This is a genomic window from Nocardia gamkensis NBRC 108242 (assembly GCF_001612985.1).
GTDB lineage: Bacteria > Actinomycetota > Actinomycetes > Mycobacteriales > Mycobacteriaceae > Nocardia > Nocardia gamkensis.
The window spans coordinates 84,253-107,881 of sequence record NZ_BDBM01000003.1 but is presented as its reverse complement, the minus strand read 5'-3'; the positions used below and the strand labels follow the sequence as shown (position 1 = coordinate 107,881).

The window sequence follows — 23,629 nt, the reverse complement described above, 5'->3', positions numbered from 1 at the left end:
CCGTCCGCTTTCTTCGCACGACCCCGGAGTCACCCGCCCCAGCGGGGACGGGGAAGCTGCATCGGTGCAGGAGATCTTTCGGACCGCAGGCGTGGAGGGGTGGATTCATGCCCAGTGCGTCGACTGTGGCGCGGAAGCGGGTACGCGGGCGGACGAGCCGGTGGTGCTCGCCTCGGTGGTGAAGGTGCCGCTGGTCCTGGAGTTCGCCAGGCAGGTGGCCGCGGGGCAGGTGGATCCCGCGGATCGGGTGCGGGCGCGGGCCGCGGATCGGCTCGGCGGCGTCGGCACCGCGGGCTGCGCCGACGACGTCGAGCTCAGTCTGCGCGACGCCGCGTACTTCGCGCTCACCGTCAGCGACAACACCGCGGCCGACCTGCTGTTCGACCGCGTGGGCCTGGACAACGTCCGCTCGCTGCTGCGCGAACTCGGCCTGACCGCCACCCGGGTCGTCGGTCCGCCCCGCGCCGTCGTGCAGTCCATGGCCGAGGATATCGGCGCGGCCGACGCGGCGGAGTTCGCCCGCCGGTTCCCCGCGCTGAACGCCGAGCAGGTGCTGCGCACCCGGGCGCTGGACCCCCGGCGGACCACCGCGAGCACTCCGCGCGAGATGGTGCGGTTGCTCACCCTGATCGCGCGGGATCAGGCGGGTGCGCCGGAAGCGTGCCGGTGGGTCCGTGACCTGATGCGCCAGCAGGTGAATTGGTACCGGTTGGCCGCCGCCTTCCCGCCGGAGGTGGGTGTCTGGGCCAAGACGGGGACGCTGCCCGGTGTGCGCAACGAGATCGGCGTCGTCGAGTACCCGGACCGAAAGCGTTACGCCGTGGCCGTTTTCACGCGGGCGGCCACATTGGCGCAGCGATTGCCCGAGGTGGACCGCGCGATCGGCGCCGCCGCCGTCGCGGCCATCGGCCGCATCGTTCACGGACTGCCGTAGACGACGTTCCACGGCCGTTGCGGCGGGTCGGCGACCGTGCCGGGCCGCGACGCGCCGTCGCCTTGCAACACCGTGACCACCAGTTCGGCCAGCTCGCCGACCAGCGGATGGGCCACGCCCACCGGCCAGGCCAGCGACAGCCGATGACTCAGCGCGCCCTCCGGCAGCGGCCGCCAGACCACGCGCGGCTCCTTCCGGGCCACCATGCCCTGATCGAAGGCCACACCGCGGCCGGAGAGCACCATGCCCAGGACGAACTCCGGATTGCGCGCGTGCTGCACCGACGCCGGGCGGAAGCCTTGTTCCCAGCACCGGCGCAGCGTGGCGTCGTAGAGCCCCGGGGCGGCGGCGCGCGGAAAGATCACCAAGCCGTGCCCGGCGAGATCGGCCAGTTCCAGCGCCGACCGTGCGGCCAGCGGTGAATCGCGGGGCAGCACCACGCCCAGCGGCGTCTCCACCACCGGCCCGAGTTCGAGGCCGACCACATCGACCGGGTGTTGCAGCAACCCGGCGTCGAGTTGCCGGTCGGCGAGCAGCCGGACCTGTTCGGCGGTGGTCAGTTCCTGGAGGTCGACCCGGACGTCCCTGGCCTCGAACGCGGTGAGCAGCGCGGCGAGCACCCGCCCGGCCAATTCGGGCGGCACGCCGATCCGCACCGCGTCCATCTCACCGCGATGCGCCTTGCCGACCAGCGTTTTCGTCCGTTCCCAACGGGCGAGCAGGTCGCGGGACTCCGCGAGCAGGATCTGCCCTGCCTCGGTGAGTTCGACCCGGCGGCTGCCGCGGTCGAACAGCCGCGCGCCGAGGTCGGTCTCGAGGCGGCGGATGCGCTGGCTCAGCGGCGGCTGGGCGATGCCGAGGCGTTCGGCGGCCCGTCCGAAATGCAATTCCTCGGCGACGGCGACGAAGTAGCGGAGCTGGCGCAGCTGGTCCACGCTGCGACGATATCCGTTCCGATATCGCCGAGCGCGTGCGGCGGTCTTGGACAGGGCTACCGCGCATGTGATGTGGTGCCCGCATGAGAGGTTTCGGACGGCGTGAATTCTTCGGCGCGACCGTGGGAGCGGCCACGCTTGCGGGCATAGTCGCCTGCGGCACAACGGATTCCAATAACAGCGCGGCGACGACCACGGTCTCGGCGGAGGAGTCGTCCGGCGGGATGACGCTGCGCTGGTGGGGCAACAACAGCTGGGAGATCCGCGTGCCGGGCGGCAAGACCGTGCTCATCGACCCCTGGCTGACCAGGTTTCATACCGGAACCTACAGCGCCGAGGGCGCGGACCCGCAGACCCCGCTCACCGTGGACACCGCCCTGATCGACCGCTACGTCGACAGCGGCGAACTGCGCGCCGATCACATCCTGGTCACCCATGGCCACTACGACCATCTCGCCGATGTGCCGTACCTGGCGAAGAAGACGGGAGCGACGGTGCTCGGCACCGAGACGCACCTGAACCTGATGGCCGCGCTCGGCGCCCCGGAGGCGCAGCTCGCCTTGGCCACCGGCGGCGAGTTCCTCCGTTTCGACGGGTACGCCATCCGGGTGCTGCGTTCGCTGCACTCCGCTTCGGGACCGCGCGCCACGGTGGCGTTCGCGGGCACCCGCCCCGGTCTCGGCGCGGGATCGCTACCGGAGCCGAAGGTGATTCGTGATCTGGTCGAAGGCGGCACGCTCGCCTACGAGGTGAGTGGCGGCGGGGTGAGTGTGCTGGACTTCGGTGGCTCGAACTACATCGAGTCGGAGGTGGCGGGATTGCGCCCGGATGTGCTGCTGCTGCCCGCCGGGGGCGGCAAGATCCAGGATTACGTCGGCCGCCTGCTGCGCGCGACCGGTAACCCACGCTATGTGCTGCCCACCCACTGGGACGACTTCGATCATCCGCTCACCGAACCCGCTCGCGACTGGGGCGGTCTGGAAGCCCTGCGGACCGCGGTGGCCGCGGCCAGTCCGCAGAGCGCCTTCGTCACCGTGGATCATCTACAGACCTTCACGCCTTGACCGGGTCTCGGTCGCTCGCCCGGGCTTCGGAACCGCTGCATCAGGAGGCTCCCGCACTCGACCGCGGCGACTACCGTGGTCTGGTCCGGCCGCGCGGTGGGACGACGACGGCGAAGGGAGACCGAACGTGGCAGGCGGCAGCACCGACTCGGAGTGGTTGCGGACGCTGCGATCCGAGGCGGTCGCGCGGCAACACCTGCTGTGCTTCCCGCCCGGCGGAGGGTCGGCCACGGCATACCGGGATCTCGCACAACGGTTCGGAGTGGGCGTCGCGGTGCTCGCGGTGCAGTATCCGGGACGGCAGGACCGATTGGGTGAGGACCCCATCACCGACCTGATCGCGCTGGCGGACCGGATCGCCCAGGCGGTGCTCGCGCGGGGCCGGATCGCGCGGCTGTCGTTGTTCGGGCACAGCATGGGCGCGACCGTGGCGTTCGAGACCGCGCGCAGGCTCGAGCGCGCCGGGCAGCCGGTGGCCACCCTGTTCGTATCCGGCCGTCCGGCACCCACCTTCGAGGAGACGCAGCGGTTGCACCTGGCCTCCGACGACGAACTCATCGATGACCTGGTGCGGCTGGCCGCGGATCCCGCCCCGCTCGAGCTGCTGCGCGCCGAGCCGGGCCTCGCCGAACTCGTGCTGCCCGCCGTGCGCGCCGACTACCGCGCCGTAGAGACCTACCGGTATCAGCCGGGAGAGCCGCTGCGCGCCGATATCGCGGCACTGGTCGGCACCGAGGACCCGACGATGCGACCCGAGCAGGCCGACGAATGGCGCGCGCACACCAGCGGAGGATTCGACCGGGTGACCTTCCCCGGCGGCCATTTCTACCTGGACGAGCACGTCACGGAGGTGGCGGGCTTCGTCGCGCGCCACCTCGGCGCCTGAGCACCGGCGTCAGCGCGGTGCGTGGACACGGGCGGCCGGGGCGGGCCGTCGCTGCGCCCACACATAACCGATCCAGGACGCCACCACCAGCGCGGCCGCCACTGCGCGCACCAACCCGAGCGCGTGTTCGGGGTAGATCACACCGGTGAGGTAGTGGTCGATGAATCCGCTCGACGGTAGCCGCTCTCGGCCGGCGTGCTCGCGCGCCCAATTCTCCAGATGCGTGAGCGGGCAGTCGAAACCGATCACGATCGTGCCGAACCCCCAGCAGACCGCGAGCAGGTGGAGCCAGATCGTGCGCGGAAAGCGCCATGCGACGAATCCGCCGACCACCACGTAGGCCACGAAGGCGAAATGCGTGACGGCGGTGGCGTCGGCTGCCAGCCGGTAGAGCACGCCTCCAGGGTAGTCCTGCGCCGCGTGACGGATCCCGGATCGACCGCTACCAGGGGGAGGGCTGATAGTCCTTGAGGAAGCAGCCGAACAGATCGGTGCCGTTCTCACCCTGCACGATGGGGTCGTAGACGCGCGCCGCGCCGTCGACCAGGTCCAGCGGGGCGTGGAAACCTTCGTCGGCGAGCCTGATCTTGGTGTAGTGCGGTCGCTCGTCGGTGATCCAGCCGGTGTCGACCGCGGTCATCAGAATGCCGTCCTGCTCCAACATCTCGCGGGCGCTGGTGCGGGTCAACATGTTCAACGCCGCTTTGGCCATGTTGGTGTGCGGGTGCCCCGGGCCCTTGTAGGCGCGGGAGAACTGCCCTTCCATCGCGGAGACGTTCACGACGTACTTCCGGCGGGCCTCGGCGGCGGCCATCGCCGGGCGCAGGCGGGAGACCAGGATGAACGGCGCGACCGAATTGCACAGCTGCACTTCGAGCAGTTCGGTCGGATCCACCTCCGCGACGGTCTGCACCCAGCTGTTGGTGTGCGCGAGGTCGGGCACCAGGCCACCCGCGTCGATCGCGACGCCGCGCGCGATGCGTTCCGGCGTCGCCGACCCCGCGACCAGTGCCAGCTCGGCGACGTCGGCGGCGGTCAGCGCCGGGGTGAGCGACGCGGTCAGCGCGGTGGGGTGGGCCTGCATGGTCTTGCCGAAGCTCACCACCTCCGGCAGCGCGCCCGCGGGCAGCGGCCCGGATTCGGCGTCGACCAGGGCGCTGTAGGCGCCGGGGGAGCGGCGCACCGTCTGCGCGGCGTTGTTGATCAGGATGTCCAGCGGGCCCTGGGCGGCGACGTCGTCGGCCAGGGCGACCACCTGAGCCGGATCGCGCAGATCGATGCCGACGATGCGCAACCGGTGCAGCCAGTCCGCGCTGTCGTCCATCGCCGCGAAACGCCGGATGGCGTCGTTGGGGAAGCGGGTGGTGATGGTGGTGTGCGCGCCGTCGCGCAGCAGGCGCAGCGCGATGTACATGCCGATCTTGGCGCGGCCGCCGGTGAGCAGCGCCCGTCGCCCCGTCAGATCGGTGCGGGCGTTTCGTTTGGTGTGACTTCTCGCCGCGCACTCCGGGCACAGCTGGTGGTAGAAGGCGTCGACCTGGGTGTAGCGCTGCTTGCAGATGTAGCAGGGGCGCGCGCGGAGCAGCGTGCCCGCGCTGGCTCCGTCGGTGACCGAGCTGATCGGTATGCCCGCGGTCTCGTCATCGATCCGGTTCGGGGATCCGGTCGCGGTGGCGGCGACCACCGCGCGGTCGGCGGCCGAGACCGCCGCGCGCGCTTCGGTGCGGCGGCGCTGCTTGAGTTTTTTGAACATGTGGCCGACCGCCCGCTGCACGGCCACCGAGTCCGGATGATCCTTTTCGAGCGTTCCGGCCTGCTCCAGGACCCGAAGACAGGTCGCGAGCTCCTCGGGATCGATCATGCTTTCGGCCATCGGGGCGGGGGACATCCTTCATCGAGCTGGGCAGACGACCGGCCCATTGTCGCAAACCCCGCCTGCCGGGTGGTCGCCCGGTCGCCCACGCCCCGCTCGAAGCGTCGGTCAGCTGCTGCGTGGAGAGATGGCCGCCCGGTCGGCGCGCAGGTCGTCGACGAAGTTGGCGACCGCTTCGGCGACCAGCAGTGGCTCGGTGATCGGCAGCCAGTGATTCGCCGGAACGGCGCAGCGCCACAGCTTGTCGACCCAGCGCGTGGAGGCGTCGTAGACGGCGGCGGGCACGAACGGATCGGTGGTGTCGACGAGCAGCTGGACCGGGACCGCCGTCCGCCGCACCCGCGGCTTGCCCAAGTGGTGCAGCAGATTGGCCTGGGCGATCCGGGCACCGGCGACGAGATCGGTGCGCCAGGTGGGCGCGACGCGCGCGGGCACCGGCGCGAGACCGCCGAGCCGGCCCACGAGCAGCCCGCGCACCCGCGGCGGATAGAGCCTGCGGGCGATCGGGCCCGGCGTCAGCGCCCAGCGCACGCCGCGCAGCCACCAGCCCAGGTCGCCGAGTTCGCGTCCGGCGCGCGGCGCCAGCGCGCGCAGCCACAGACCCAGATGATCGAGGTTCGGTCCCGCGATCGCGGTGAACGAGGCGATGCGGGTGTTGGCCCGCTCGTCGCAGACCGCCTCCCACAGCTGCACGGCGCCCCAGCCGTGGCCGCAGGTGTGCACCGGCCTGCGCGGGCTGGCGGCGTCGATCACCGCGAAGAAGTCCTCCGCCAGCAGGTCGAGGCGATACTCCGACACCGCCGCGGGCGTGGCCGAACGCCCGTGACCGCGTACGTCGTAGGTGATCACCCGGAAGCCGTCGGCCAGCAGGGCCGCGACCGTCGACCACACGCGGTGTGTGTCGGTGAGGCCGTGCACCAGCACCAAGGGCTCGGCGGCGGCATCACCCCACTCGTAGACCGCGAGATCGGCGCCGTCCCGGTCGACCGTCCAGGTGCGGTCCGGGCGGGGCGTTTCGGTGATGTCGAGCAGTTCGGCCATGTCGTTACCCCTTCGCTGCCGGCTACCGATCCGATGGCACGTCGCCGTCGTGCCCGACGTCAGTGATTCCGATACGGACAGTACGAAGAATTGACCCATCGAGGGAAAGGTGAAACGCCCGATTATGGCGCAGCTCACCAACGGGGGAATGGGACCTCGCCGCCCGAGCCGGAGGGCCACCGCACGGACTCGCGACCGGGCATCGAATCCTCTGGCGGCAACGGAGGTCCGGCCCGCCCGCGGAGCGCTGTCGCGATGATGCTCGACGCTTGTTGACAACTCGCCAATAGTCCGGGAATCTGGGGCGTAACCGGTGACGAGACCGGACCGGAGCGAGCGAAGGATCGAGCGATGGCACGCGCGGCGTGGAGTGACGACGAGGTCGAGGCGGTACGAGACCTGGCGAGGACCTTCTTCGAAAAGGAGGTCGTGCCCCACGAGGAGAAATTCGTCGCCCAAGGGCACCCCGATCGCGCCCTGTACAACCGGGCCGGTGAACTCGGTCTGCTGTGCCCCGCCATTCCGGCGGAATACGGCGGTGGCGGGGGCACCTTCGCGCACGAGGCCGCCATCATCGAGGAGCAGGCGCGCGCGGGCGACGGATCGATGGGCATCCCCGTGCACAGCTCGATCATCGCGCCGTACCTGTACGAGTTCGGTTCCGAAGAACTCAAGCGGCGCGTGCTGCCCAAGGCCGCGAGCGGCGAGATCGTGCTGTCCATCGGCATGACCGAACCGGGCACCGGATCCGACCTGCAGAACATCAAGACCCGCGCGGTCCGGGAGGGCGACGAGTACGTCATCACCGGTTCCAAGATCTTCATCACCAACGGCTGGCTCTGCGACGGCATCATCATCGCCGCCAAGACCGACCCCACCAAGGGTGCGGCCGGAGTCTCGCTGATCTTCGCCGAAGTCGGCGACGACACCCCCGGCTTCAAGCGCGGACGCATCCTGAACAAGATCGGCGGCAAGGCCCAGGACACCGCCGAGCTGTTCTTCGACGGCCTGCGCGTGCCCGCGTCCAACCTGCTCGGCGAGGCCGAGGGCCAGGGCTTCTACCAGATGATGCAGATGCTCGCGCAGGAGCGATTGGTCACGGCCATCATCGCGGTCGCCATGATGGAGAAGGCGGTGCAGCTCACCGTCGACTACACCAAGGGCCGCGAAGCGTTCGGCAAGCCGCTGTTCGCCATGCAGAACACGAAATTCGAGCTCGCCGAGTGCGCGACCATCACCAAGGTCTCCCGCACCTTTCTCGACGACTGCCTCGACAAGCACCTGCGCGGCGAACTCGATATTCCCAGCGCTGCCATGTCGAAGTACTGGCTGACCGATCAGCTCGGTATCGTGGTGGACCGCTGCCTGCAACTGTTCGGCGGCTACGGCTACATGACGGAGTATCCGATTTCCCAGCTCTACACCGGTGCCCGCGTCCTGCGCATCCTCGCGGGCAGCAACGAGGTGATGAAGGATCTCATTGCCCGGTCTCTCTGACACCACGAGCGCGACCGCGGACGGTGGCGCCGATCCGGCGCTACCGCGCCGCCGCAGGCTCGAGCCCGACGAGCGGCGCGCGCAGATCCTCGCCTGTGCGATCGACATGTTCGGCGAACGCCCGTACGCGGCCGTCTCCACCGCCGAACTGGCGCAGCGGGCCGGTGTGGCCCGCGGTCTGATCAACCACTATTTCGGCAACAAGCGCGATCTCTACCTGGCGGTGGTCCGGCGGATGGTGACGCTGCCCAAGCTCGACAACATGGCCGTGCCCACCGGCTCCTGGCGCGAGCGGGTCGACGCCAGCGTGCGCTGGTTGCTGGACACCATCGCCGAGCACGGCAGCACCTGGGTGAAGGTGACCAGCCACGAGGGAGTCGGAGACGATCCCGAGGTGCAGCAGATCCTGGACGCGGCCGACGACGCGGCGGCCGAGCGCCTGCTGCTGATGGTCGGCCTCGCCCATTCGGCACACGATGCCCAACTGCGCGCGATGGTGCGTGCCTACGGCGGGCTGGTGAAGGTCGCGGGCCGGGAATGGATCACGCGCGGCACGCTCACCCGCGAGCAGGTGCACGACCTGCTGTGCGACATGTTGCTGACCTTGGTCACCGAATCGCTGCCCAAAGTCGACCGCAGGCAGTGAACGGCGCCGCGGATCGTCACTCGCCGCTGTGGCGAATCGGTCGCGGCCACTCGGCCCGCGACCGTGACGGCGATGGTCGACGGAGTGCCCCGGCGCCGCGATCCACAGCGCGGCGGTCACCGCCACGTCGACGGGCGCACAGCCCGTTGAACCCGTATCCGGTGACGGTCGGCGGGTGGGTGGCCACGGCGAGCACGCACAACGCGAGGCGGGGCCGGTCCTAATTGGCGTCGAGATTGGCGTCGAGCAAATTCCGGGACCCGGGCAGGCCTGCGGGAGGGCCCGGCGGCTCGACGTCGCCTTATCGGACGCAATTACTGCGTGGAAGGGTGGCAATCACGCATGCCGCCTGTGGACCAGCATGCGTCTCGGTTACCGAAGCCGCGAGTTCGTTATCACGGCCCGATCACAAATGTCGGACACTTCGGATCAACTTTTCGCGGTGCGCGTCCTATTCTGTGTCGGTATATCGGGGCGGGTCCGGATAGTCCGAGGTTCCTGCGCGGTGTGGTGGTGTGGAGAGGACCTTGATGACACGGGCAGAACGGCGTGAAACGGATCGCTGGCCGCAGGCGCAGCCGGAGGATCGCTGGGCGGAGCCGGAGCCCGACGGCCGCTGGCCCGACGACGAGGACGAGCGCCGGCCCGAGCCGCCGAGCCGCCGCCGGACCGGACGGCTGCGCGTGGAGATCCCGCCGATCGTCAATCCGTACGCGATCATCGCCCTGGTGGCGGCACTGCTCGGGTTGTTCCCGGTGGCCATCGTGTTCGGCTTCATCGCCTTCAGCCATCCCCGCGGCCGAGTCATGGCGATGTTCGCGCTGCTGCTCGGTGTAGCCGAGATCACCGCGGTGGCGGGATTCATCCTGATGACGAGCAATTGGCTGCCGGACGTGACCAACCGCACGGCCTCGCTCGGGCCCGCGCCCGTCGCCTCGACCCCCACCACCGTCGAGCGTCCGGTGGTGACCACCACGACCGCCGCACCCAGCCTCGCGGTGACGACCACGCCGCCGGAGAGCCAGGAATCGGTCACGAAGGGCGCGCCGTGCACCGACGCCCAGCTCGGCAAGATCGGCAGCGCCACCACCGGCGGCACGCTGATCTGTCTCACCGCCGCCGGTGGCAACCAGTGGTCGGGCCCGCACGTGGTGGCGACCGCCGTGCAGCAGGCGGGTTCGAAGTGCGACGCCTCCGGCGCCAAGACCGGGCGCACCGCCGACGGCCGGGCCTTGGTGTGCGAGGTCAGCGGCCGCAGCGGCACATGGGTGCTGTGGACCGAGTAGCCGTCGACGCTATTCGGGCTTCTTCGCGCGGCTCGGCTGCACCCGGGGCGGCTCGTTGGGCATCTTCGGATACTGCGGTGGCCACGGCGCGTCCATGAGGCCGGCCGCCATGTCCCGTTCGGACATCTCCAGCAGCGGGGCGATGGACTGCGGCGCGCGGTCGGCCCACGGGTCGCCGGATTCGGCGTAGCGCGCGGGCACGGTCGCGATGGTCAGGTCGTCGGGCACCACCGAATCCAGATCGGACCAGCTGATCGGCGTGGACACCTGGGCGCCGACCTTCGGCCGCACGCACCACGCGCCGAAAACCGTTTTGTGCGGAGCGTTCTGATTGAAATCGATGAACACCCGGTTGCCGCGTTCTTCTTTCCACCATTGCGCGGTGATGTCCTCGGGGTACCGGCGCTCCAACTCGCGCGCCAGCGCCACCGCGGCGGCGCGCACCTGATAGCCGTCCCACTTCGGCTCCAGCGCGGAGTACAGATGCAAGCCGCGTGAGCCGGAGGTCTTGACTCGGGATTCGATGCCGAGTTCGGCCAGCAGATCCCTGGTGCGGATCGCGGCCCGGCGCAGGTCGGCGAAGGTGATGCCCGGCGAGGGATCGAGGTCGATGCGCAGTTCGTCGGCGATCTCCAGATTGTCGGCGCGGTTGGGCCAGACGTGGAATCCGAGGCACCCCTGATTCACCGCCCATAGGATATGGGCGAGATCGTGGGCGACGAGGGCGTCGCTGGTGGTGCCGTTCGGCGTGGTCACCTCCACCGTGCGCAGCCATTCCGGTGCGGATTTCGGCACCCGCTTCTGGAACCAGGATTTGCCCGATGCCCCGTCCGGGTAGCGCTCCAGCAGCAGCGGCCTGCCGCCGACCACATTCAGGAACGGCTCGGCGACCGCCTGGTAGTAGCGCACCAGATCGAGTTTCGTCTCACCGCGCTTGGTGAAATAGATCTTGCCCGGATTGCTGATCGTGACGGTGCGGCCGTCGGTCTCGATGTCGACGGACTCGGTCATCGTGCCGCGCTCTCGCCGAACAACATGCTCAATTCCGCCGGCGCGACTTCGTCGAGCTGCGCGTAGGTACACGACTGCGGGGTCCGGTCGCTCCGGAAGCGCACCAGCCTGCCACCGTGGCGCAGCCGGCCCGACTGCACGTGCTCGTAGCGGACTTCGGCGACCAGCTCCGGTCGCAGCGCCTCCCAGGACAGATCCTTGCCGCCGGTCCAGCGGCTGACGCCGCCGGGCATCTTGCCGTCCGCGGCCGCCTGCGCCGCCGCATCGGCCCACTGCCGCCAAGGGTGATCGTCCAGCGCGTTCTCCCGCAACGGCGCCAGCTCCTCGATCAGCTCCCTACGCCGCGCCGCGGTGAAGCTGCTGGCCACGCCGACGTGATGCAGGTGGCCCTCGTCGTCGAAGAGCCCGAGCAGCAATGAACCCACACCCGCTCCGTCCTTGTGCCAGCGGAAACCCGCCACCACACAGTCGGCGGTGCGTTCGTGCTTGACCTTCAGCATCACCCGCTTGTCCTGGAGGTAGGCGAGGTCGTCGGACTTGACCATCACGCCGTCGAATCCGGCGCCCTCGAAACGGGTGAACCAGTCCTCGGCCACGTCGGGGTCGTGGGTGATCGGCGTGAGGTGGACGCGCGCGAGCGCGGTGTCCAGGATCGTCTCCAGCAGCCGCCTGCGTTCGGTGAACGGCTCGCCGGTCAGGTCCTTGTCGCCGAGCGCGAGCAGATCGAAGGCCACGAAGCTGGCAGGCGTCTCCACGGCCAGCTTGGCGACCCTGGACGCGGCAGGGTGCAGGCGGTTCTGCAAGGTGTCGAAATCCAAACCCTGCTCGGTGACCACCACGATCTCGCCGTCCACCACGCAGCGGTCCGGCAGCGCCTGCTTCAGCAACTCGGCGACCTCGGGAAAATACCTGGTCAGAGGCCGGTCATTGCGCGAGCCGAGCTCTACTTCGGCGCCGTCGCGGAACACGATGCAGCGGAAACCGTCCCATTTGGGTTCGTAGCTCAGGCCCGGCTCGCGCGGCACCGCGGGTGCGGTTTTGGCCAGCATCGGCCGCACTGGGGGCAGAACCGGTAGATCCACGCGATCCTCCTCGGGTTCGATCCTCACCCATACCGACGGTGCGCGCCCAGCGAACTCATCGGTCTGTGGCCGTGGTCTCGGCTCGATCGTAGGCGGGCGCCCCGACAGGATCGTGGAGTTCGCGGCTCAGTTCTCCAGCCAGCCCTGCTGGTCGGCGAACGCGGTGAGCCGGTCGCGGATGGTGAGGATCTCGCCCGCGGTGAGCGCGGGGCTCGCGTCCAGGAGCAGTTCGGTGATCAGGCGTTTGTGCTCGGCGACGGTGAGCGGTCCGGAACCCGGCCGGTCCTTTCCCTTGTGCCGCGCCGGAGGCGCGGACGATCCGCCGACCACGTTGAGATTGACCGCCTTGGGTCCGCGGTCGCCTTCGGTCACCTCGAATTCGAACACCCGCCCCTGCCGCAACTCGTCCTCGTCCAAGCCGATGTCGTTGACGTGGACGAACACGTCCGGTCCACCGTCCTCCGGCCGAATGAATCCGAATCCCCGAGAGCTGTCGAACGACACCAATTTCCCGATGGACACCAACACCCGCTCCTCGTCGCCGTCGCTACCGGGCAACTTTAACCCGCGTTTTCGCCGTCGTCGGTGGAAAGCGCCTTTTGCAACGAATGGAAAACGGTCAGTCCTTGACCGACCATTCCGTTCACCAGTTCGCCCACTCCGTCCGGTCCGTTCAGCACGGTGAGATTCGCGTTCGCCAGCCCGTTCGACGCCTGCTTCACGATTTCCGGCAGTTGTTCGATCAACAACTGATCCAGCGCGATCCGGTTGTTCGACGCGGCCGCGGCGGCCTGGATGCGGGTGCGGTCGGCCTCCGCCTCGGCCAGGATGCGCACCCGATCCGCTTCGGCCTGAGCGGGTTTCACGACCTCGGTCTGCAACTGCTGCTCCCGCAACTCGGCCTCTTTGCGCGCCTGCTCGGCCTGGGCGGTGAGCACCTCCTGCAACGCCATCGCCTCGGCCAGCGGGCCCGCCTGCGCGGCCTCCGCGTTGGCCTTGTCGATATCGCGCTGGTATTGCGCGCGCAGGATCGCCGTCTCGCGCTGATATTCCGCCTGCCTGCGCTGGGATTCCTGCTCGGCCTGCGCCGACGCCTGCGCGGCCTGCGATTGCGCGATCTGCGCGTCGCGCTGCACGGCGGCATTGTGCGGCGCGGCGAGCGCGGCGATATAGCCGAGGTTGCCGTCATCGATGGACTGGATCTGGAAGGAATCGACCCACAGGCCGATATTGCTCATCTCGACTTTCGACGCGACGAGCACTTCGTCGGCCAGTTTCTGGCGCTCCCGGATGATCTCCTCGACCGTCATCGAGCCCACGATCGACCGCAGGTGCCCGGAGAAGATGCGCCCGGTCAGCACCGACATCTCCCGCTCCTGCTCGGAGAGGAACCGCTGTGCGGCGTTCACGATGGACTGGGTGTCGTTGGCGACCTTGAACGCGATCACCGCGCGGACGTCGAGCTGGATCGCCTGCTTGGTGACGCAGCGCTCCTTGATCTCGGATTCGAACATCGCCAGCGACAGGTAGCGGACTTTCCGGAACATCGGAACCACCCAGGCGCCGCGCCCGATGACCACCTTGAACGGCGCGTTGTCGCGGCTCTTGGCGCCGCTGACCAGCATCGCCTCGTCCGGGTCGGGCACGTGGTAACCCAGCACGTCTGTCTCCCTTACTTTTTCAGGTTTCTCCGGCCGCGGCCGGGGTGAGCGGAATCCACGGGACGACGTCGACGACGCGCCCCGGATGGACCGCGATGACCAGCACGGCCGCACCGGCCGGGATCGGCTCGGTGGACTGTGCGATGTACAGCTCGGTTCCCCCTCGAATAGCGACCAGGACCTCGCCCAGCGTCCCGGCGCCCCGGATCGGCGATGTGAGCGTACCCGTCAACCCCACCACCGGGTCGATCATCCCAGGATCTCCTTCCGACGATCCACCCGTCAGCCTACGTCTCGCACAGCACCTTTCGATATCGGCCGGGCGGGACCGCCGCGGGGGCGCAGGTATGTTTCTTGCATGGGAGGACGGCTGGCGCTGGTGGTGGGGTCGGAATGCGCGGCGCTGGGAGAATTGGGTTTCACCGAGGAACTCGCCCGTGGGCTGTACGGGAGCCTGACCGAAGCGGGAGGTTGGCGGCCCGCGATCGATGTCGACGGCCCGGTGCTCAATCCCACTGCCGCGCAATTGTTCACCGCCGTCGACACGGCCTTCGCGGCGGCATCGCAGCGGCAGGCCACCCTGCTGCTCGGCTTCATCGGCCACGGCGTGGCGACGACTGCCGAGGACTTCTACCTGCTGAGTCACGACTCACCCGGTGAACCCACCTCGCACAACGCCTTCCACCTGACCCAGGAGATCCGCGAGCGGCTCGATCGCGCCGCGCTCGACGGGCTTGTGCTGCTCGTCGACGCCTGCGAAGCAGGTCAGGGCGTGCAGGGCGCCGCGCGCCGGTGGACCGATCTGCTGGCGCAGTCGGGCGGCCGGATGGAGCTGCTGGTCGCCTCGGGCGACGGTCCCGCGTACTCCGGCTGCTTCACCCGCACCATGCTCGCCACCTTCGATCTGGGCCTGCCGCTGCGCGGGGAGAACCTGCTGCCCTCGGACCTGGTCGATCCGATCGCCGGGCAGTGCACCCATCAGCAGCCGCAGCATCTGTCCTTCAGTTCCGGCGCGGTGTCCACGACCCAGGGCGTCGACCCCGGATTGTGGCTGGTACCGAACACCGCCCGCCACCGCGACGCGGTGAGCGGACGTTCCGCCGCCGGGTTCGTCGACCAGCTGACCCGGCGTCTGCTGTTGACGCCCGATGTGCGCGAGCGTCTCGACGCCATCATCGACGCGGGCAGCCACCGGCTGCGGGCGGTGCTCGGGCCCGCCGGCGTGGGCAAATCCACGCTGCTGGCCATGCTGATCCGCCCCAGCCTGGTCGACGGACTCGCCGTGACCCCCGACTACATCACCGCTGCGGTGTTCCTGACGGTGAACAGCTCGGTGGAGTCGGTCGCCTCGGAACTGGCCGCGCAACTCGACGCACGACTACCCGGCTTCCGGGAGGCGGCGCGCGCGGCACGGGCGCACCGGCCCAGGGACGAGTTCGACATCTTCGACATCCTGGTGCGCCGCCCGCTGGCGCGCCTGTCCACCGCGGGCCGGCGGGTCACCCTGGTCTTCGACGGATTGAATCAGCCGCAGGAGGGGACCAGGCGGTTGCTGGTGGCCGCGATCGCCGATCTGACCCGCCGAGAAGATCTCCGGCACGTCCGGGTGATCATCGGCATCCGGCCCGGCACCGGTGTCGAGGACGATCCGGGGCTGGCGCACATGTACCGGATCGATGTGGCCGAACCGGCGGCCGATGACATCGCCGCCGTGGTGGACTCGGCGCGCGGAACGGCGCCGGTCGGCCCGGTCGACTGGATCGGCTGGATCCAGCGGCTGCTGGCCGAGACCCCGACCGACGCGACCGGTTCGCGGGTGGTCTCCGGCGGCTGGCTGGTGGCGCGCATCCTGCTGGAGGTGGCCTCGAGATTGACCGACGGCGCGGTCGCGTCCGGGATCGGGCTGGACCGGGTCATCGCGCTGCGGGTCGAGACCGCGCTGCGCGGGGCCGATCCCGCGACCGCGAGTGACACGGCGAACCTGCTCGGGTTGCTGGCCGCGGCGGGAGTCGGGCCCGTGCTGCCGCTGGAGCTGCTGGATTCGGCGCTGTTGTCGCTCGGTGTCGACCTCAGCGCCGCCCGGATCCGCGACATCGCCGTGAATCTCGGCGATTTGATCACCCGCAGTCATCCCGGCACCGTTCGCGAGTCGCTCGGTGTCACCCACAGCGCGTTCCTGCCCGCGCTGGAGGCGGAATGCCGTCGTTCCGGTGTGCGCATCGCCGACGCGCACCGCGCCCTCGTCGCGGCGATCCAGGCCGACGACGGTGACCGGGCCGCCGACTACGCGCGGGGCGCGGCCGTACGCCACTGCCTGGCCTACGGTGATTCCGCCTTGGCCATCGACTTTTTGACGAAGCTGGAAACCGGCAGATCGGCCGACGATCGCGACCTGTGGGCCGCGTGGGCCCCGGACTTCGTCGAGTCGCTGGGACCGGATCATCCCGATACCTTCACCACGCGGGAACGGCGGGCCTTCCACCGTGCCGAGAGCGGCGACCTGGTCGGCGCCATCGCCGATTTCGAACAGTTGCTCGCCGACCGGTTGCGGGTCTTCGGCCCCGACGACCCGGCCACATTGGACACCCGCGACAGGCTGGCCAGCTACCGCGCCCGCTGCGGTGACCACAGCGGCGCGGGCGAGGAATTCGAACGACTGCTCACCGACCAGCTGCGCCTGCTCGGCCCCGACCATCCCGAAACCCTCCGCACCAGAAACAATCTGGCGTCCAATCGCGGCGACGTCGGCGATTTCGCCGGGGCCATCGCCCGCTTCGAACAGCTGCGCGCCGACCGCGCCCGGGTGCTCGGCCCCGACCATCCGGACACCTTGCGCACCCGCAACAGCCTGGCGTACTGGCGTGCCGACAGCGGCGACCTCGACGGCGCCCGCGCCGAGTTCGAGCAACTCGTGGCCGACTATCTGCGCGTCTTCGGCGCCGATCATCCCAACACACTCGGCGCGCGCAACAACCTCGCGGCGTTCCGCGCGCGCAGCGGTGATCTCGCCGGTGCGGGCGCGGAGTTCACCCGCCTGCTCGACGACCGTCTGCGGGTGCTCGGCCCGGACCATCCCGACACGCTGCTCACCCGCGGCAGGCTGGCCGGCTACCGCGCCGACAGCGGTGACCTCGAGGGTGCGATCACCGACCTGGAGAAACTGCTCGGCGACCGGTTACGGGTGCTCGGCCCGGATCATCCGGACACCTTCGGCACCCGCAACGAGCTCGCGGGCTGCCGCGCCCGCCACGGCGACCTCGACCGCGCGGTCGCGGAACTGGAGGTTCTGCTGGTCGCGGAGTTGCGGGCCCTCGGCCCGAATCACGCCGCCACCATCCGGACCAAGGACACCCTGGCGTATTGGCGGGGTCGATCCGGGGATTGACGCCCGGCGCTCGGCCCGCGACGCGGGTCAGGACCGGTAGAGCGAGCGGTACACGGTGAGCATGGCGAGACAGTGCTCGATGATCTGCTCCCGGGTGGCGCGCAGCGAGCCGTTCAGCCACGCCGAGAACATGCCCGCGTTTCCGCTGGCCATGCTCACCGCCGCCAGCCTGCGTTTGACCGGGTCGTCGATGTGGCCGAACAGATGGTCCTGCATGACCCGGGTGAAGACCGGCATGACGGCGAAGGTGGTCTGCCCGAGGCCGGTGCTGGAATACGGCTCGACCAGGAACAACCGCGACTTGCGCGGATCGTCGAGCACCTTGTCCACGAGTATCTCCGACAGCGCGCGGTCGCGGGACGGGTCGTCGGTGGCGGCGAAGGCCGTCATGGGCTCCAGGAATTCCTCGGCGACCTGACGGTAGAGCACGTCCAGCAACTCGTCGCGGCTGGCGAAGCTCTCGTAGAAGTAGCGGTCGGTGAGGTTGGCCTTGCGGCACACCGCCCGCATGGTGACGCCGCTCGCTCCGGACTCGCCGATCAAATCGAGCGCGGCCTCCAGCAGCGCCGCCCGCCGCGTCTCCCTGCGTTCGGTGAGCGTCGTCCCACCCCAGATCCGCGGGCCCCCGTCGTCGTCTGCTTCCTGACCTGTCTGCACGGCCCCACGATAATGCCTGGCGGCGCGCCCCCGCGCCGCGCGCACCGGGCCCGGCCTCCGCGGTCTTGCCGAAATGGATCCCGCGCCGTCACGGCATGGTAACTGTCGGTTTACTCGTTTCGCGGCTGTCGGGCTTTTCCGCCGCACCGAGGTGACCGACGGGCCGCGAGCCCGCGGAGATCAGCCTCGTTCCAGCGGCAGCCCCGCATCGCGCCAGGCGACCACACCACCGGCCAGGGCGGCGGCGTCGTATCCGGCTCGACGGGCTCGCGCGGCGAAACGCACCGACAGTTCGCCCACCGGGCAGACGAAGACCACGGGCCGCGAGCGCGGGAACGGGATGCCGTGGCCGAACATGTCGTCGAGCTGGTCGTCGCGAATGTTCAACGCGCCGGGCACGTGCCCGATCCGGTAGGCCATGGCGCCACGGCTGTCCACGATGGTCGGGCGGCCGGTCCGGTCCAGTTCGGCGAGCTGCTCGGGCGACAGGCGCGGCACCGCCGCCAACTCGTCCGCGCTCGGCGCCGTTTCGCGTTCGGCGCGGCCGAACAGTTCCGGCCTGCGCTTCTTGATGTAGGACAGGTACGGCTCGAGCCGATCGCAGACGATGAACACCGCGACGATCGGGTCGTCCGGATCGGTGGCCGAGCGATCGAGCGCGCCGAGCGTGTCCAGCGCGGCGGTGTAGGCCGCGCCGCTGGTCGGCCCGGCCAGGACGCCGTACCCGGTCGCCAGGCGCAGCGTCGCGTCCACGGCGTCGCCCGCCGACACGGTGACGATCCGGTCGTAGAACTCCGGCTGGAACAGCCCGACATCCCACATCTCGGTCTCCGACCGGATGCCGGGAATGAAGTCCGACCGCTCCGAGACAACCGCGACGGTGCGCAATTCGGGATTGTGTTTGCGCAGGTAGGTGGCGGTACCCCTGGTGGAACCGGTGGTGCCGAGCCCGCCGATCAGATAGTCGATCCTGGCGATGCCATCGGCCGCGAGATCCTCGTGGATCTCCCGTCCGGTGCCGTGGTGGTGCGCCTCGATGTTCTTCTCGTTGGTGTACTGCGACAGATGCCGGTAAGCGCCGGGATGCTGCGCCATCGTCGCCTCGATCACCGAGTAGACGTCGTTCGGTGTGGTCGGGTCCGGGCACTCGGACAGCCCGGGCAATTCCACGATCTCGGTGCCGAACAGCTGCAGCAGGTCACGGACCTCGCCGACTTTGATCCGGTTGGTCACCGCGCGCAGGTCGATGCCGTACATCGCGCCGAGGACGCGCAGCGCTTTGGCCGTGTTCCCGCTGGAGGCCTCGATGAGCGTCCGGCCGCCTCCGCGCAGCTCCGTCAGTTCGTCGCGCAACATCGCCCAGGCCACCCGGTCCTTGACCGAGCCGAAGGGATTGTGCGACTCCAGTTTCGCGTAGAGCTCGACACCGGCCAGTCCGTGCACCGCGGGGTCGAGCCGCAGCAGCGGCGTGTCGCCGATGAGTTCGGTGATGTGGTCGTATCGCATCAGGAGGCCTCGACCGATCGAACCGGGCCTGCGGCGTGCGTCGCGAGAGGACGCGCCCCCGACGACTCGACGGGGAAGTCGGGTTCGTAGGCGGTGTCGGGGACGATCCGGAATCCATCGGGCGCCCGGGTGACCGCGAGCTTCGCGGGAAGCGGATGCATGGAGGCCGTCGCCGCGGACAGGTCCATGTGATAGGCGGCGGTGTTCGGGAACACCACCGTGTCGCCCGGCACGGGGCGGACGGGCAGCCACACCTTGTGATTGGTGATCAGGTCTCGCTCCAGGCACAACCGTCCGGCGATGTAGACGCCGACCGGGCCCTCCGCGCGGTCGGTGCCTGCGGCGACGCCCGCGCCGGGCAGCAGTATCGGGTCGACCATGACCTCCTGGTCGGCGGGCGTCACGGCATCGCGGCTGAGATCGACGTGCACCAGCACGCTGCCGTCGGCGACCTCCTTGACGAACTCGACCGTGGCCAGCGTGATGCCCGCGTGGTCGACCAGCGCCTTGCCCGGCTCGAGCCATATCTCCAGCAGATTGTCGCCCGCTACCTGCGCGACTGTCCGCCCGCCGTGCCGCTCCAGCGGCGCGTCGAGAAGATCGGCGAGCATGCGGTCGGCGGGAACGGTGTTGGCGTATTTGTGGAACACCGGTGTGCCGTGCACGGCGCCACCCGCGACGTGATAGCCGAAGGTGTTACTGCCCCAGGTCATCGGTTCCCCACGGCCGAGCAGCGACTCACGCAGCGCCAGCACATAGGCGTCGAACCGTTCGGCGTCGGCGGTGAACACCTGCCGGAAGCCGCCGCCGATATCGAGCACCGAAGGGGCGAGCCCGCGATCGTAGGCTCGCTCGATCAGGCGCAGGCAGGCATCGATCGCCCGGACGCGTTCGCCGAGATCACCGGAGTCGAGGTGAAAGGCGAACCCTAGAAAGGCGATTCGCCCGCGCCGTACCGACAGCAGATCGAACGCCTGCTCGACATGCGCGACCGGCATCCCGAACCGGCTCACCTGTCCCGTGCCGATACCGGAAACCCGTAGCAGCACCGGTATTTCCGCATTCTCGGCGGCCAGTTCCGCGATGCGGCCCAGTTCCCACAGGTTGTCCACGTTGATCGTCACTCCGCGGTCGAGGAGCTCGCGCAGGAATACTTCCCCTTTCGGCCCGGTGACCTCGATACGCGCCGGACCGAACCCGGCGGCGAGGGCGCTGGACAGCTCGTGCGGTGACGCGACGTCGACGGCGATGCCCGCGCGCTCGGCTGTGCGGACGAACGCGCGAGACTGATTCACCTTGTGCGCGTAGCAGATTCGGTGCCCGGACAGGCGTCGCTCCAGCACTGTGCGCAGACGGAGCAGATTTTCCGAGTAGACCTGCGGGAACACCAGATGTATCGGGGATCCGAAACTCGCCCGTGTTTCCGTCGCGAGGCCGGGGGTGTCGAGAAAGGCGCGGACCATCGGATGCAGCTTCGCGGGCAGCGCGGGCGGCCGAGGCGTCATACGGCGGCTTCCGATGCCTCGGTGACCGATGCCCGCGTGGCGCCGTCGGGGCGTTCGGCGACCGGGTTGTAGCCGCCGTCCCGGATCGCTTCGAAGGCCCGGGCGCGATTGCGCGGGCTGCGGAACTCGGCCACCACGCGTTTGCTGTCCAGATCGATCTCCACCACGCGGATGTCCATCGATTCCAGGACCCCGCCGATCGTGCGGACGCAGTGTTTGCATGTCATATCCGGCACGTAGAACACCTGATCCTCGGCGGTGGCGGCACGGTCGGCGCTCGCCTCGTCGAGCTCGGCGCTCACCTCCGCGACCTCGATGCGGCCCACGATCTCGGTGAACGTCGCGACGAACCGGTCGACCAGCGACGGCAGGATACTGACATGCCCGCTGTCGAGCTGATGCGGCGTGGCCGCCAGGCAGGCCGGATGACTGCCGGCGGGCAGCAGTGCGTACTGCCGGGAGATCAGGTCCAGGTCGTCGTGATACTTGGCGATCGCCTCGGCGACCGTGAGACCTTCGACCGTGGTGGCGCGCTCCATCACGGCGTGCGCGTCGGCGATGGTGGCGTCCTTCATGGCGCGCAGGGTCGCGACCGTCTCCGCCGAATAGCGAACGGTGCCGTCGGGCTGTGCGACGAGCGTCACCGGGATCATGCCCCGCCGATAGGTCGAGGCCTGCAGCTCCCAGAACCATCGAGTGGCCACCGCGGCGAAGATTCCGGAAGCCCGCAGGCCCTCGGCGAACTCGGCGGCATCGCGGTAGGGGGTCTGCGCGGCCAGCAGCGCGTGCTGGGCGAGTACGCGCCCCGCCGCCTCGATGCCCACCCGGAAGATGTCGCGCGGATCGTGGTCGGTGGTCGTGCCCGCCAGCACGGCGTGTTCGCCCGGCCCGAGCGCCGCGATCCGCGCGGCGAAGGCCGGATCGGCGTCGAGCTGGTGCCACAGCGCCAGCACGGTCTCCCGCATCGCGATCGGCACCGAGGGCCCGAGGCCGCCGGCGCGGAAGTGCCCGGTGTTCGGGATGCCGTCGCTGTCGGTCCACGCCATCCGGTGCGTCGCGCTGGTCACCTGATCCGCGCGGCACGGCCGCATGAACCGCTCCAGATACAGCCGCTGGGAATAGGTGAGATGGCTGTCGGGCTCGGGACGCAATTCGGCGCAGGTGAATTCGAATCGCCGCGGCGGGGGAGCGGGCGCGAGCGCGCTGTGCGACCCGGGCTGCACCAAGTGCGCCAGCACCCTGGACGCGGCCCGCCGGTCGTAGCGGGGGATGTCGTTACTCACGTGACCTCCTCGGCGATGGTTCGCACGCACGCGACGAATCGGTCGATCTCGTCGGGCGTGTTGTAGATGTGCGTGCTGACCCGCACCGAGCCCGCGCCGTCGGTGTCGGCGGGGACGCAGTGCGCGCCGGTGCGCACCAGGAAACCCAGTTCGCTCAGGACGAATCCCGCGTCGGTAGCCGAGATCCCGTCCAGGGTGAAGGAGACGATGCCGTAGCCGACCTCGCACGCGGCATGCGCCGGACCGGGCAGGAACTCCAGGCCGGGGATCGGTCGCAGCCCGTCGATCAGGCGCAGGGTCAGGGCACGATTGTGCGCGGCGATGACATCCATGCCGAACGATTCCAGCACCTCGAGCGCACTGCCGAGGGCGAGGATGCCCGGGATGTCGGGTGTGCCGCCTTCCAGCAGCGCGGGCATCGGCCCCGGCCGCAGACCGTCCGGATCGGTGGCGATGCCGGAATTGCCGCCGGGCAGGAACGGCACGAGCCGGTCGTGCACGCGCCGGTGGCAGTACAGGATCCCGGTGCCCGGCGCCCCGAACATCTTGTGCGCGGCGAAGATCGCGAAATCCGCACCGAGCGCGGTCACGTCGACCGGAAGATGCCCGCCGCTCTGCGAGCAGTCGAAGCACAGCAGGATGGCCGGGTCGATCCGGCCGCGCAATTCCTCCAGGGTGCTGAGACCGCCGAAGACATGGTGCAGATGCCCGGTGGTGATCAGCCGGGTGCGCGGTGTGATCTTGGCCAGGATGTCGTCGGTGTCCGCCTCCCCGGCGGCGGTCGTCCGGTAGGGGATCGGATGGATGCGGCGTCCGAACCGGGCGAGCAGTCCGCGAAGGTGCTGCCACGGGTACACGTTCGACGCGTGATCGCTCGCGCTGTAGAGGATTTCGTCGCCGTCGGCGAGCGCCGTGAGGCCCCACGACAGCGCGACGGCGTTGAGTGCGGCGGTGGCTCCCGCCGTGAAGACCACCTCGTCCGGGTGCTCGGCGCCGATGAAGGCGGCGGTGCGTTCCCGGATCCGGGCGATCCGGGCGGTCAGGCCGGTGGCCCAGGGATAGGTGCCGCGCCCGACGTTGGCCGTGCCGTTGCTGTGATAGCGCTGGATGGTCTCGATCACCGGAAGCGGCTTCTGTGTGGTCGCGGCGCTGTCCAGGTAGACCTCGGTGGCGCCGGCGAGCGCCGGGAACAGCGCCCGTGCCGCGACCGGCGGCGTCGCCGGTGGCCGGGAAGTCTCGTCGGTCCGCGTCACCGGCGATCTCGGGGCAGGGGACCGCAACGCGACGCTCCCTTCACCGGTAACTCGGACGTCACCCACGATACGCATTTTCGGTGCGGACTTCGAAGCTTTGTCGCCGACAATGACTTTCGGGACT

The 23,629-nt window shown here is 69.6% G+C and carries 21 protein-coding genes; 7 read left to right on the top strand and 14 right to left on the bottom strand.

Annotated elements, in window-relative coordinates; all coding sequences use genetic code 11:
- The first annotated feature begins 64 nt into the window (after window positions 1-64).
- Window positions 65-934, top strand: a complete 870-nt coding sequence (locus tag NG1_RS02070) for a serine hydrolase (RefSeq protein ID WP_062967400.1) — start codon at window positions 65-67, stop codon at window positions 932-934.
- On the opposite strand, the gene NG1_RS02065 is transcribed toward NG1_RS02070, so the two are convergent.
- On the bottom strand, window positions 919-1,869 hold the full coding sequence (locus NG1_RS02065) for a LysR family transcriptional regulator (protein ID WP_062967398.1): 951 nt from the start codon (window positions 1,867-1,869) through the stop codon (window positions 919-921). The two genes, NG1_RS02070 and NG1_RS02065, sit on opposite strands and share 16 nt — an antisense overlap.
- Before the next feature lie 83 nt (window positions 1,870-1,952).
- Between NG1_RS02065 and NG1_RS02060 the strand changes: the two genes are divergently transcribed.
- Together NG1_RS02060 and NG1_RS02055 are read left to right on the top strand one after the other, a co-directional pair.
- A complete protein-coding gene (locus NG1_RS02060) occupies window positions 1,953-2,933 on the top strand; it encodes an MBL fold metallo-hydrolase (protein ID WP_062967396.1) in 981 nt (326 codons plus the stop codon).
- Window positions 2,934-3,060: 127 nt separating this feature from the next.
- Window positions 3,061-3,819, top strand: coding sequence for a thioesterase II family protein (locus NG1_RS02055; protein ID WP_062967394.1), 759 nt, complete (start codon window positions 3,061-3,063; stop codon window positions 3,817-3,819).
- A 9-nt stretch (window positions 3,820-3,828) separates the two neighbouring features.
- On the opposite strand, the gene NG1_RS02050 is transcribed toward NG1_RS02055, so the two are convergent.
- The 3 genes from NG1_RS02050 to NG1_RS02040 form a co-directional block, all read right to left on the bottom strand.
- Window positions 3,829-4,215, bottom strand: coding sequence for a DUF2784 domain-containing protein (locus tag NG1_RS02050; protein WP_062967391.1), 387 nt, complete (start codon window positions 4,213-4,215; stop codon window positions 3,829-3,831).
- A gap of 46 nt (window positions 4,216-4,261) precedes the next feature.
- A complete protein-coding gene (locus NG1_RS02045; protein ID WP_062967389.1) occupies window positions 4,262-5,692 on the bottom strand; it encodes an SDR family NAD(P)-dependent oxidoreductase in 1,431 nt (476 codons plus the stop codon).
- A 108-nt stretch (window positions 5,693-5,800) separates the two neighbouring features.
- On the bottom strand, window positions 5,801-6,733 hold the full coding sequence (locus NG1_RS02040) for an alpha/beta fold hydrolase (protein ID WP_062967387.1): 933 nt from the start codon (window positions 6,731-6,733) through the stop codon (window positions 5,801-5,803).
- 351 nt (window positions 6,734-7,084) lie between these two features.
- Between NG1_RS02040 and NG1_RS02035 the strand changes: the two genes are divergently transcribed.
- The 3 genes from NG1_RS02035 (at window position 7,085) to NG1_RS02025 (ending at window position 10,162) form a co-directional block, all read left to right on the top strand.
- Entirely contained in the window at window positions 7,085-8,230 is a 1,146-nt protein-coding gene (locus tag NG1_RS02035) for an acyl-CoA dehydrogenase family protein (protein ID WP_040866574.1), read from the top strand.
- Window positions 8,214-8,876, top strand: a complete 663-nt coding sequence (locus NG1_RS02030) for a TetR/AcrR family transcriptional regulator (RefSeq protein WP_062967385.1) — start codon at window positions 8,214-8,216, stop codon at window positions 8,874-8,876. Before NG1_RS02035 ends, NG1_RS02030 begins: the two co-directional genes overlap by 17 nt.
- Window positions 8,877-9,406: 530 nt before the next feature.
- Complete coding sequence (locus NG1_RS02025) at window positions 9,407-10,162, top strand: DUF4190 domain-containing protein (RefSeq protein WP_157113813.1); 756 nt, start codon at window positions 9,407-9,409, stop codon at window positions 10,160-10,162.
- Between the two features lie 9 nt (window positions 10,163-10,171).
- On the opposite strand, the gene ligD is transcribed toward NG1_RS02025, so the two are convergent.
- The 5 genes from ligD to NG1_RS02000 all read right to left on the bottom strand — a co-directional run bounded on the left by ligD (window position 10,172) and on the right by NG1_RS02000 (window position 14,169).
- Window positions 10,172-11,173 carry a non-homologous end-joining DNA ligase gene (ligD, locus tag NG1_RS02020; RefSeq protein ID WP_062967381.1) on the bottom strand — a complete coding sequence of 334 codons (1,002 nt, stop codon included), beginning with the start codon at window positions 11,171-11,173 and terminating at the stop codon, window positions 10,172-10,174.
- On the bottom strand, window positions 11,170-12,255 hold the full coding sequence (locus NG1_RS02015) for an ATP-dependent DNA ligase (RefSeq protein WP_218018930.1): 1,086 nt from the start codon (window positions 12,253-12,255) through the stop codon (window positions 11,170-11,172). The genes ligD and NG1_RS02015 overlap by 4 nt, the downstream gene beginning before the upstream one ends.
- Window positions 12,256-12,381: 126 nt before the next feature.
- Complete coding sequence (locus tag NG1_RS02010) at window positions 12,382-12,783, bottom strand: cold-shock protein (protein ID WP_062967733.1); 402 nt, start codon at window positions 12,781-12,783, stop codon at window positions 12,382-12,384.
- A 32-nt stretch (window positions 12,784-12,815) separates the two neighbouring features.
- Entirely contained in the window at window positions 12,816-13,916 is a 1,101-nt protein-coding gene (locus NG1_RS02005; RefSeq protein ID WP_062967378.1) for an SPFH domain-containing protein, read from the bottom strand.
- Window positions 13,917-13,935: 19 nt separating this feature from the next.
- On the bottom strand, window positions 13,936-14,169 hold the full coding sequence (locus NG1_RS02000; RefSeq protein WP_062967376.1) for an NfeD C-terminal domain-containing protein: 234 nt from the start codon (window positions 14,167-14,169) through the stop codon (window positions 13,936-13,938).
- Window positions 14,170-14,274: 105 nt separating this feature from the next.
- Here NG1_RS02000 and NG1_RS01995 point away from each other — a divergent pair, with 105 nt between their 5' ends.
- Window positions 14,275-17,301 carry an ATP-binding protein gene (locus NG1_RS01995; protein ID WP_062967374.1) on the top strand — a complete coding sequence of 1,009 codons (3,027 nt, stop codon included), beginning with the start codon at window positions 14,275-14,277 and terminating at the stop codon, window positions 17,299-17,301.
- A 27-nt stretch (window positions 17,302-17,328) separates the two neighbouring features.
- On the opposite strand, the gene NG1_RS01990 is transcribed toward NG1_RS01995, so the two are convergent.
- The 5 genes from NG1_RS01990 to NG1_RS01970 form a co-directional block, all read right to left on the bottom strand.
- Window positions 17,329-17,958 (bottom strand): TetR/AcrR family transcriptional regulator, encoded by a 630-nt coding sequence (locus NG1_RS01990; protein ID WP_051175165.1) that lies wholly within the window; start codon window positions 17,956-17,958, stop codon window positions 17,329-17,331.
- A 180-nt stretch (window positions 17,959-18,138) separates the two neighbouring features.
- The gene (locus tag NG1_RS01985; protein ID WP_062967372.1) at window positions 18,139-19,464 is read right to left on the bottom strand and encodes a pyridoxal-phosphate dependent enzyme; all 1,326 of its coding nucleotides are present in this window, start codon (window positions 19,462-19,464) and stop codon (window positions 18,139-18,141) included.
- The gene (locus NG1_RS01980) at window positions 19,464-20,969 is read right to left on the bottom strand and encodes a type III PLP-dependent enzyme domain-containing protein (protein WP_062967370.1); all 1,506 of its coding nucleotides are present in this window, start codon (window positions 20,967-20,969) and stop codon (window positions 19,464-19,466) included. The genes NG1_RS01985 and NG1_RS01980 overlap by 1 nt, the downstream gene beginning before the upstream one ends.
- The gene (locus NG1_RS01975) at window positions 20,966-22,252 is read right to left on the bottom strand and encodes a heavy-metal-associated domain-containing protein (protein WP_062967368.1); all 1,287 of its coding nucleotides are present in this window, start codon (window positions 22,250-22,252) and stop codon (window positions 20,966-20,968) included. Before NG1_RS01975 ends, NG1_RS01980 begins: the two co-directional genes overlap by 4 nt.
- Window positions 22,249-23,505 carry an aminotransferase class V-fold PLP-dependent enzyme gene (locus tag NG1_RS01970; protein WP_245659756.1) on the bottom strand — a complete coding sequence of 419 codons (1,257 nt, stop codon included), beginning with the start codon at window positions 23,503-23,505 and terminating at the stop codon, window positions 22,249-22,251. Before NG1_RS01970 ends, NG1_RS01975 begins: the two co-directional genes overlap by 4 nt.
- Window positions 23,506-23,629: the final 124 nt, after the last annotated feature.

Excerpts from the sequence above, each read along its gene's own strand:
- NG1_RS02040 (WP_062967387.1), bottom strand. The coding sequence starts at position 6,733 with ATGGCCGAACTGCTCGACATCACCGAAACGCCCCGCCCGGACCGCACC.
- NG1_RS02035 (WP_040866574.1), top strand. The coding sequence starts at position 7,085 with ATGGCACGCGCGGCGTGGAGTGACGACGAGGTCGAGGCGGTACGAGAC.
- NG1_RS01995 (WP_062967374.1), top strand. The coding sequence starts at position 14,275 with ATGGGAGGACGGCTGGCGCTGGTGGTGGGGTCGGAATGCGCGGCGCTG.
- NG1_RS02000 (WP_062967376.1), bottom strand. The coding sequence starts at position 14,169 with ATGATCGACCCGGTGGTGGGGTTGACGGGTACGCTCACATCGCCGATC.
- NG1_RS02025 (WP_157113813.1), top strand. The coding sequence starts at position 9,407 with ATGACACGGGCAGAACGGCGTGAAACGGATCGCTGGCCGCAGGCGCAG.
- NG1_RS02045 (WP_062967389.1), bottom strand. The coding sequence starts at position 5,692 with ATGGCCGAAAGCATGATCGATCCCGAGGAGCTCGCGACCTGTCTTCGG.
- NG1_RS02060 (WP_062967396.1), top strand. The coding sequence starts at position 1,953 with ATGAGAGGTTTCGGACGGCGTGAATTCTTCGGCGCGACCGTGGGAGCG.
- NG1_RS01985 (WP_062967372.1), bottom strand. The coding sequence starts at position 19,464 with ATGCGATACGACCACATCACCGAACTCATCGGCGACACGCCGCTGCTG.
- ligD (WP_062967381.1), bottom strand. The coding sequence starts at position 11,173 with ATGACCGAGTCCGTCGACATCGAGACCGACGGCCGCACCGTCACGATC.
- NG1_RS01980 (WP_062967370.1), bottom strand. The coding sequence starts at position 20,969 with ATGACGCCTCGGCCGCCCGCGCTGCCCGCGAAGCTGCATCCGATGGTC.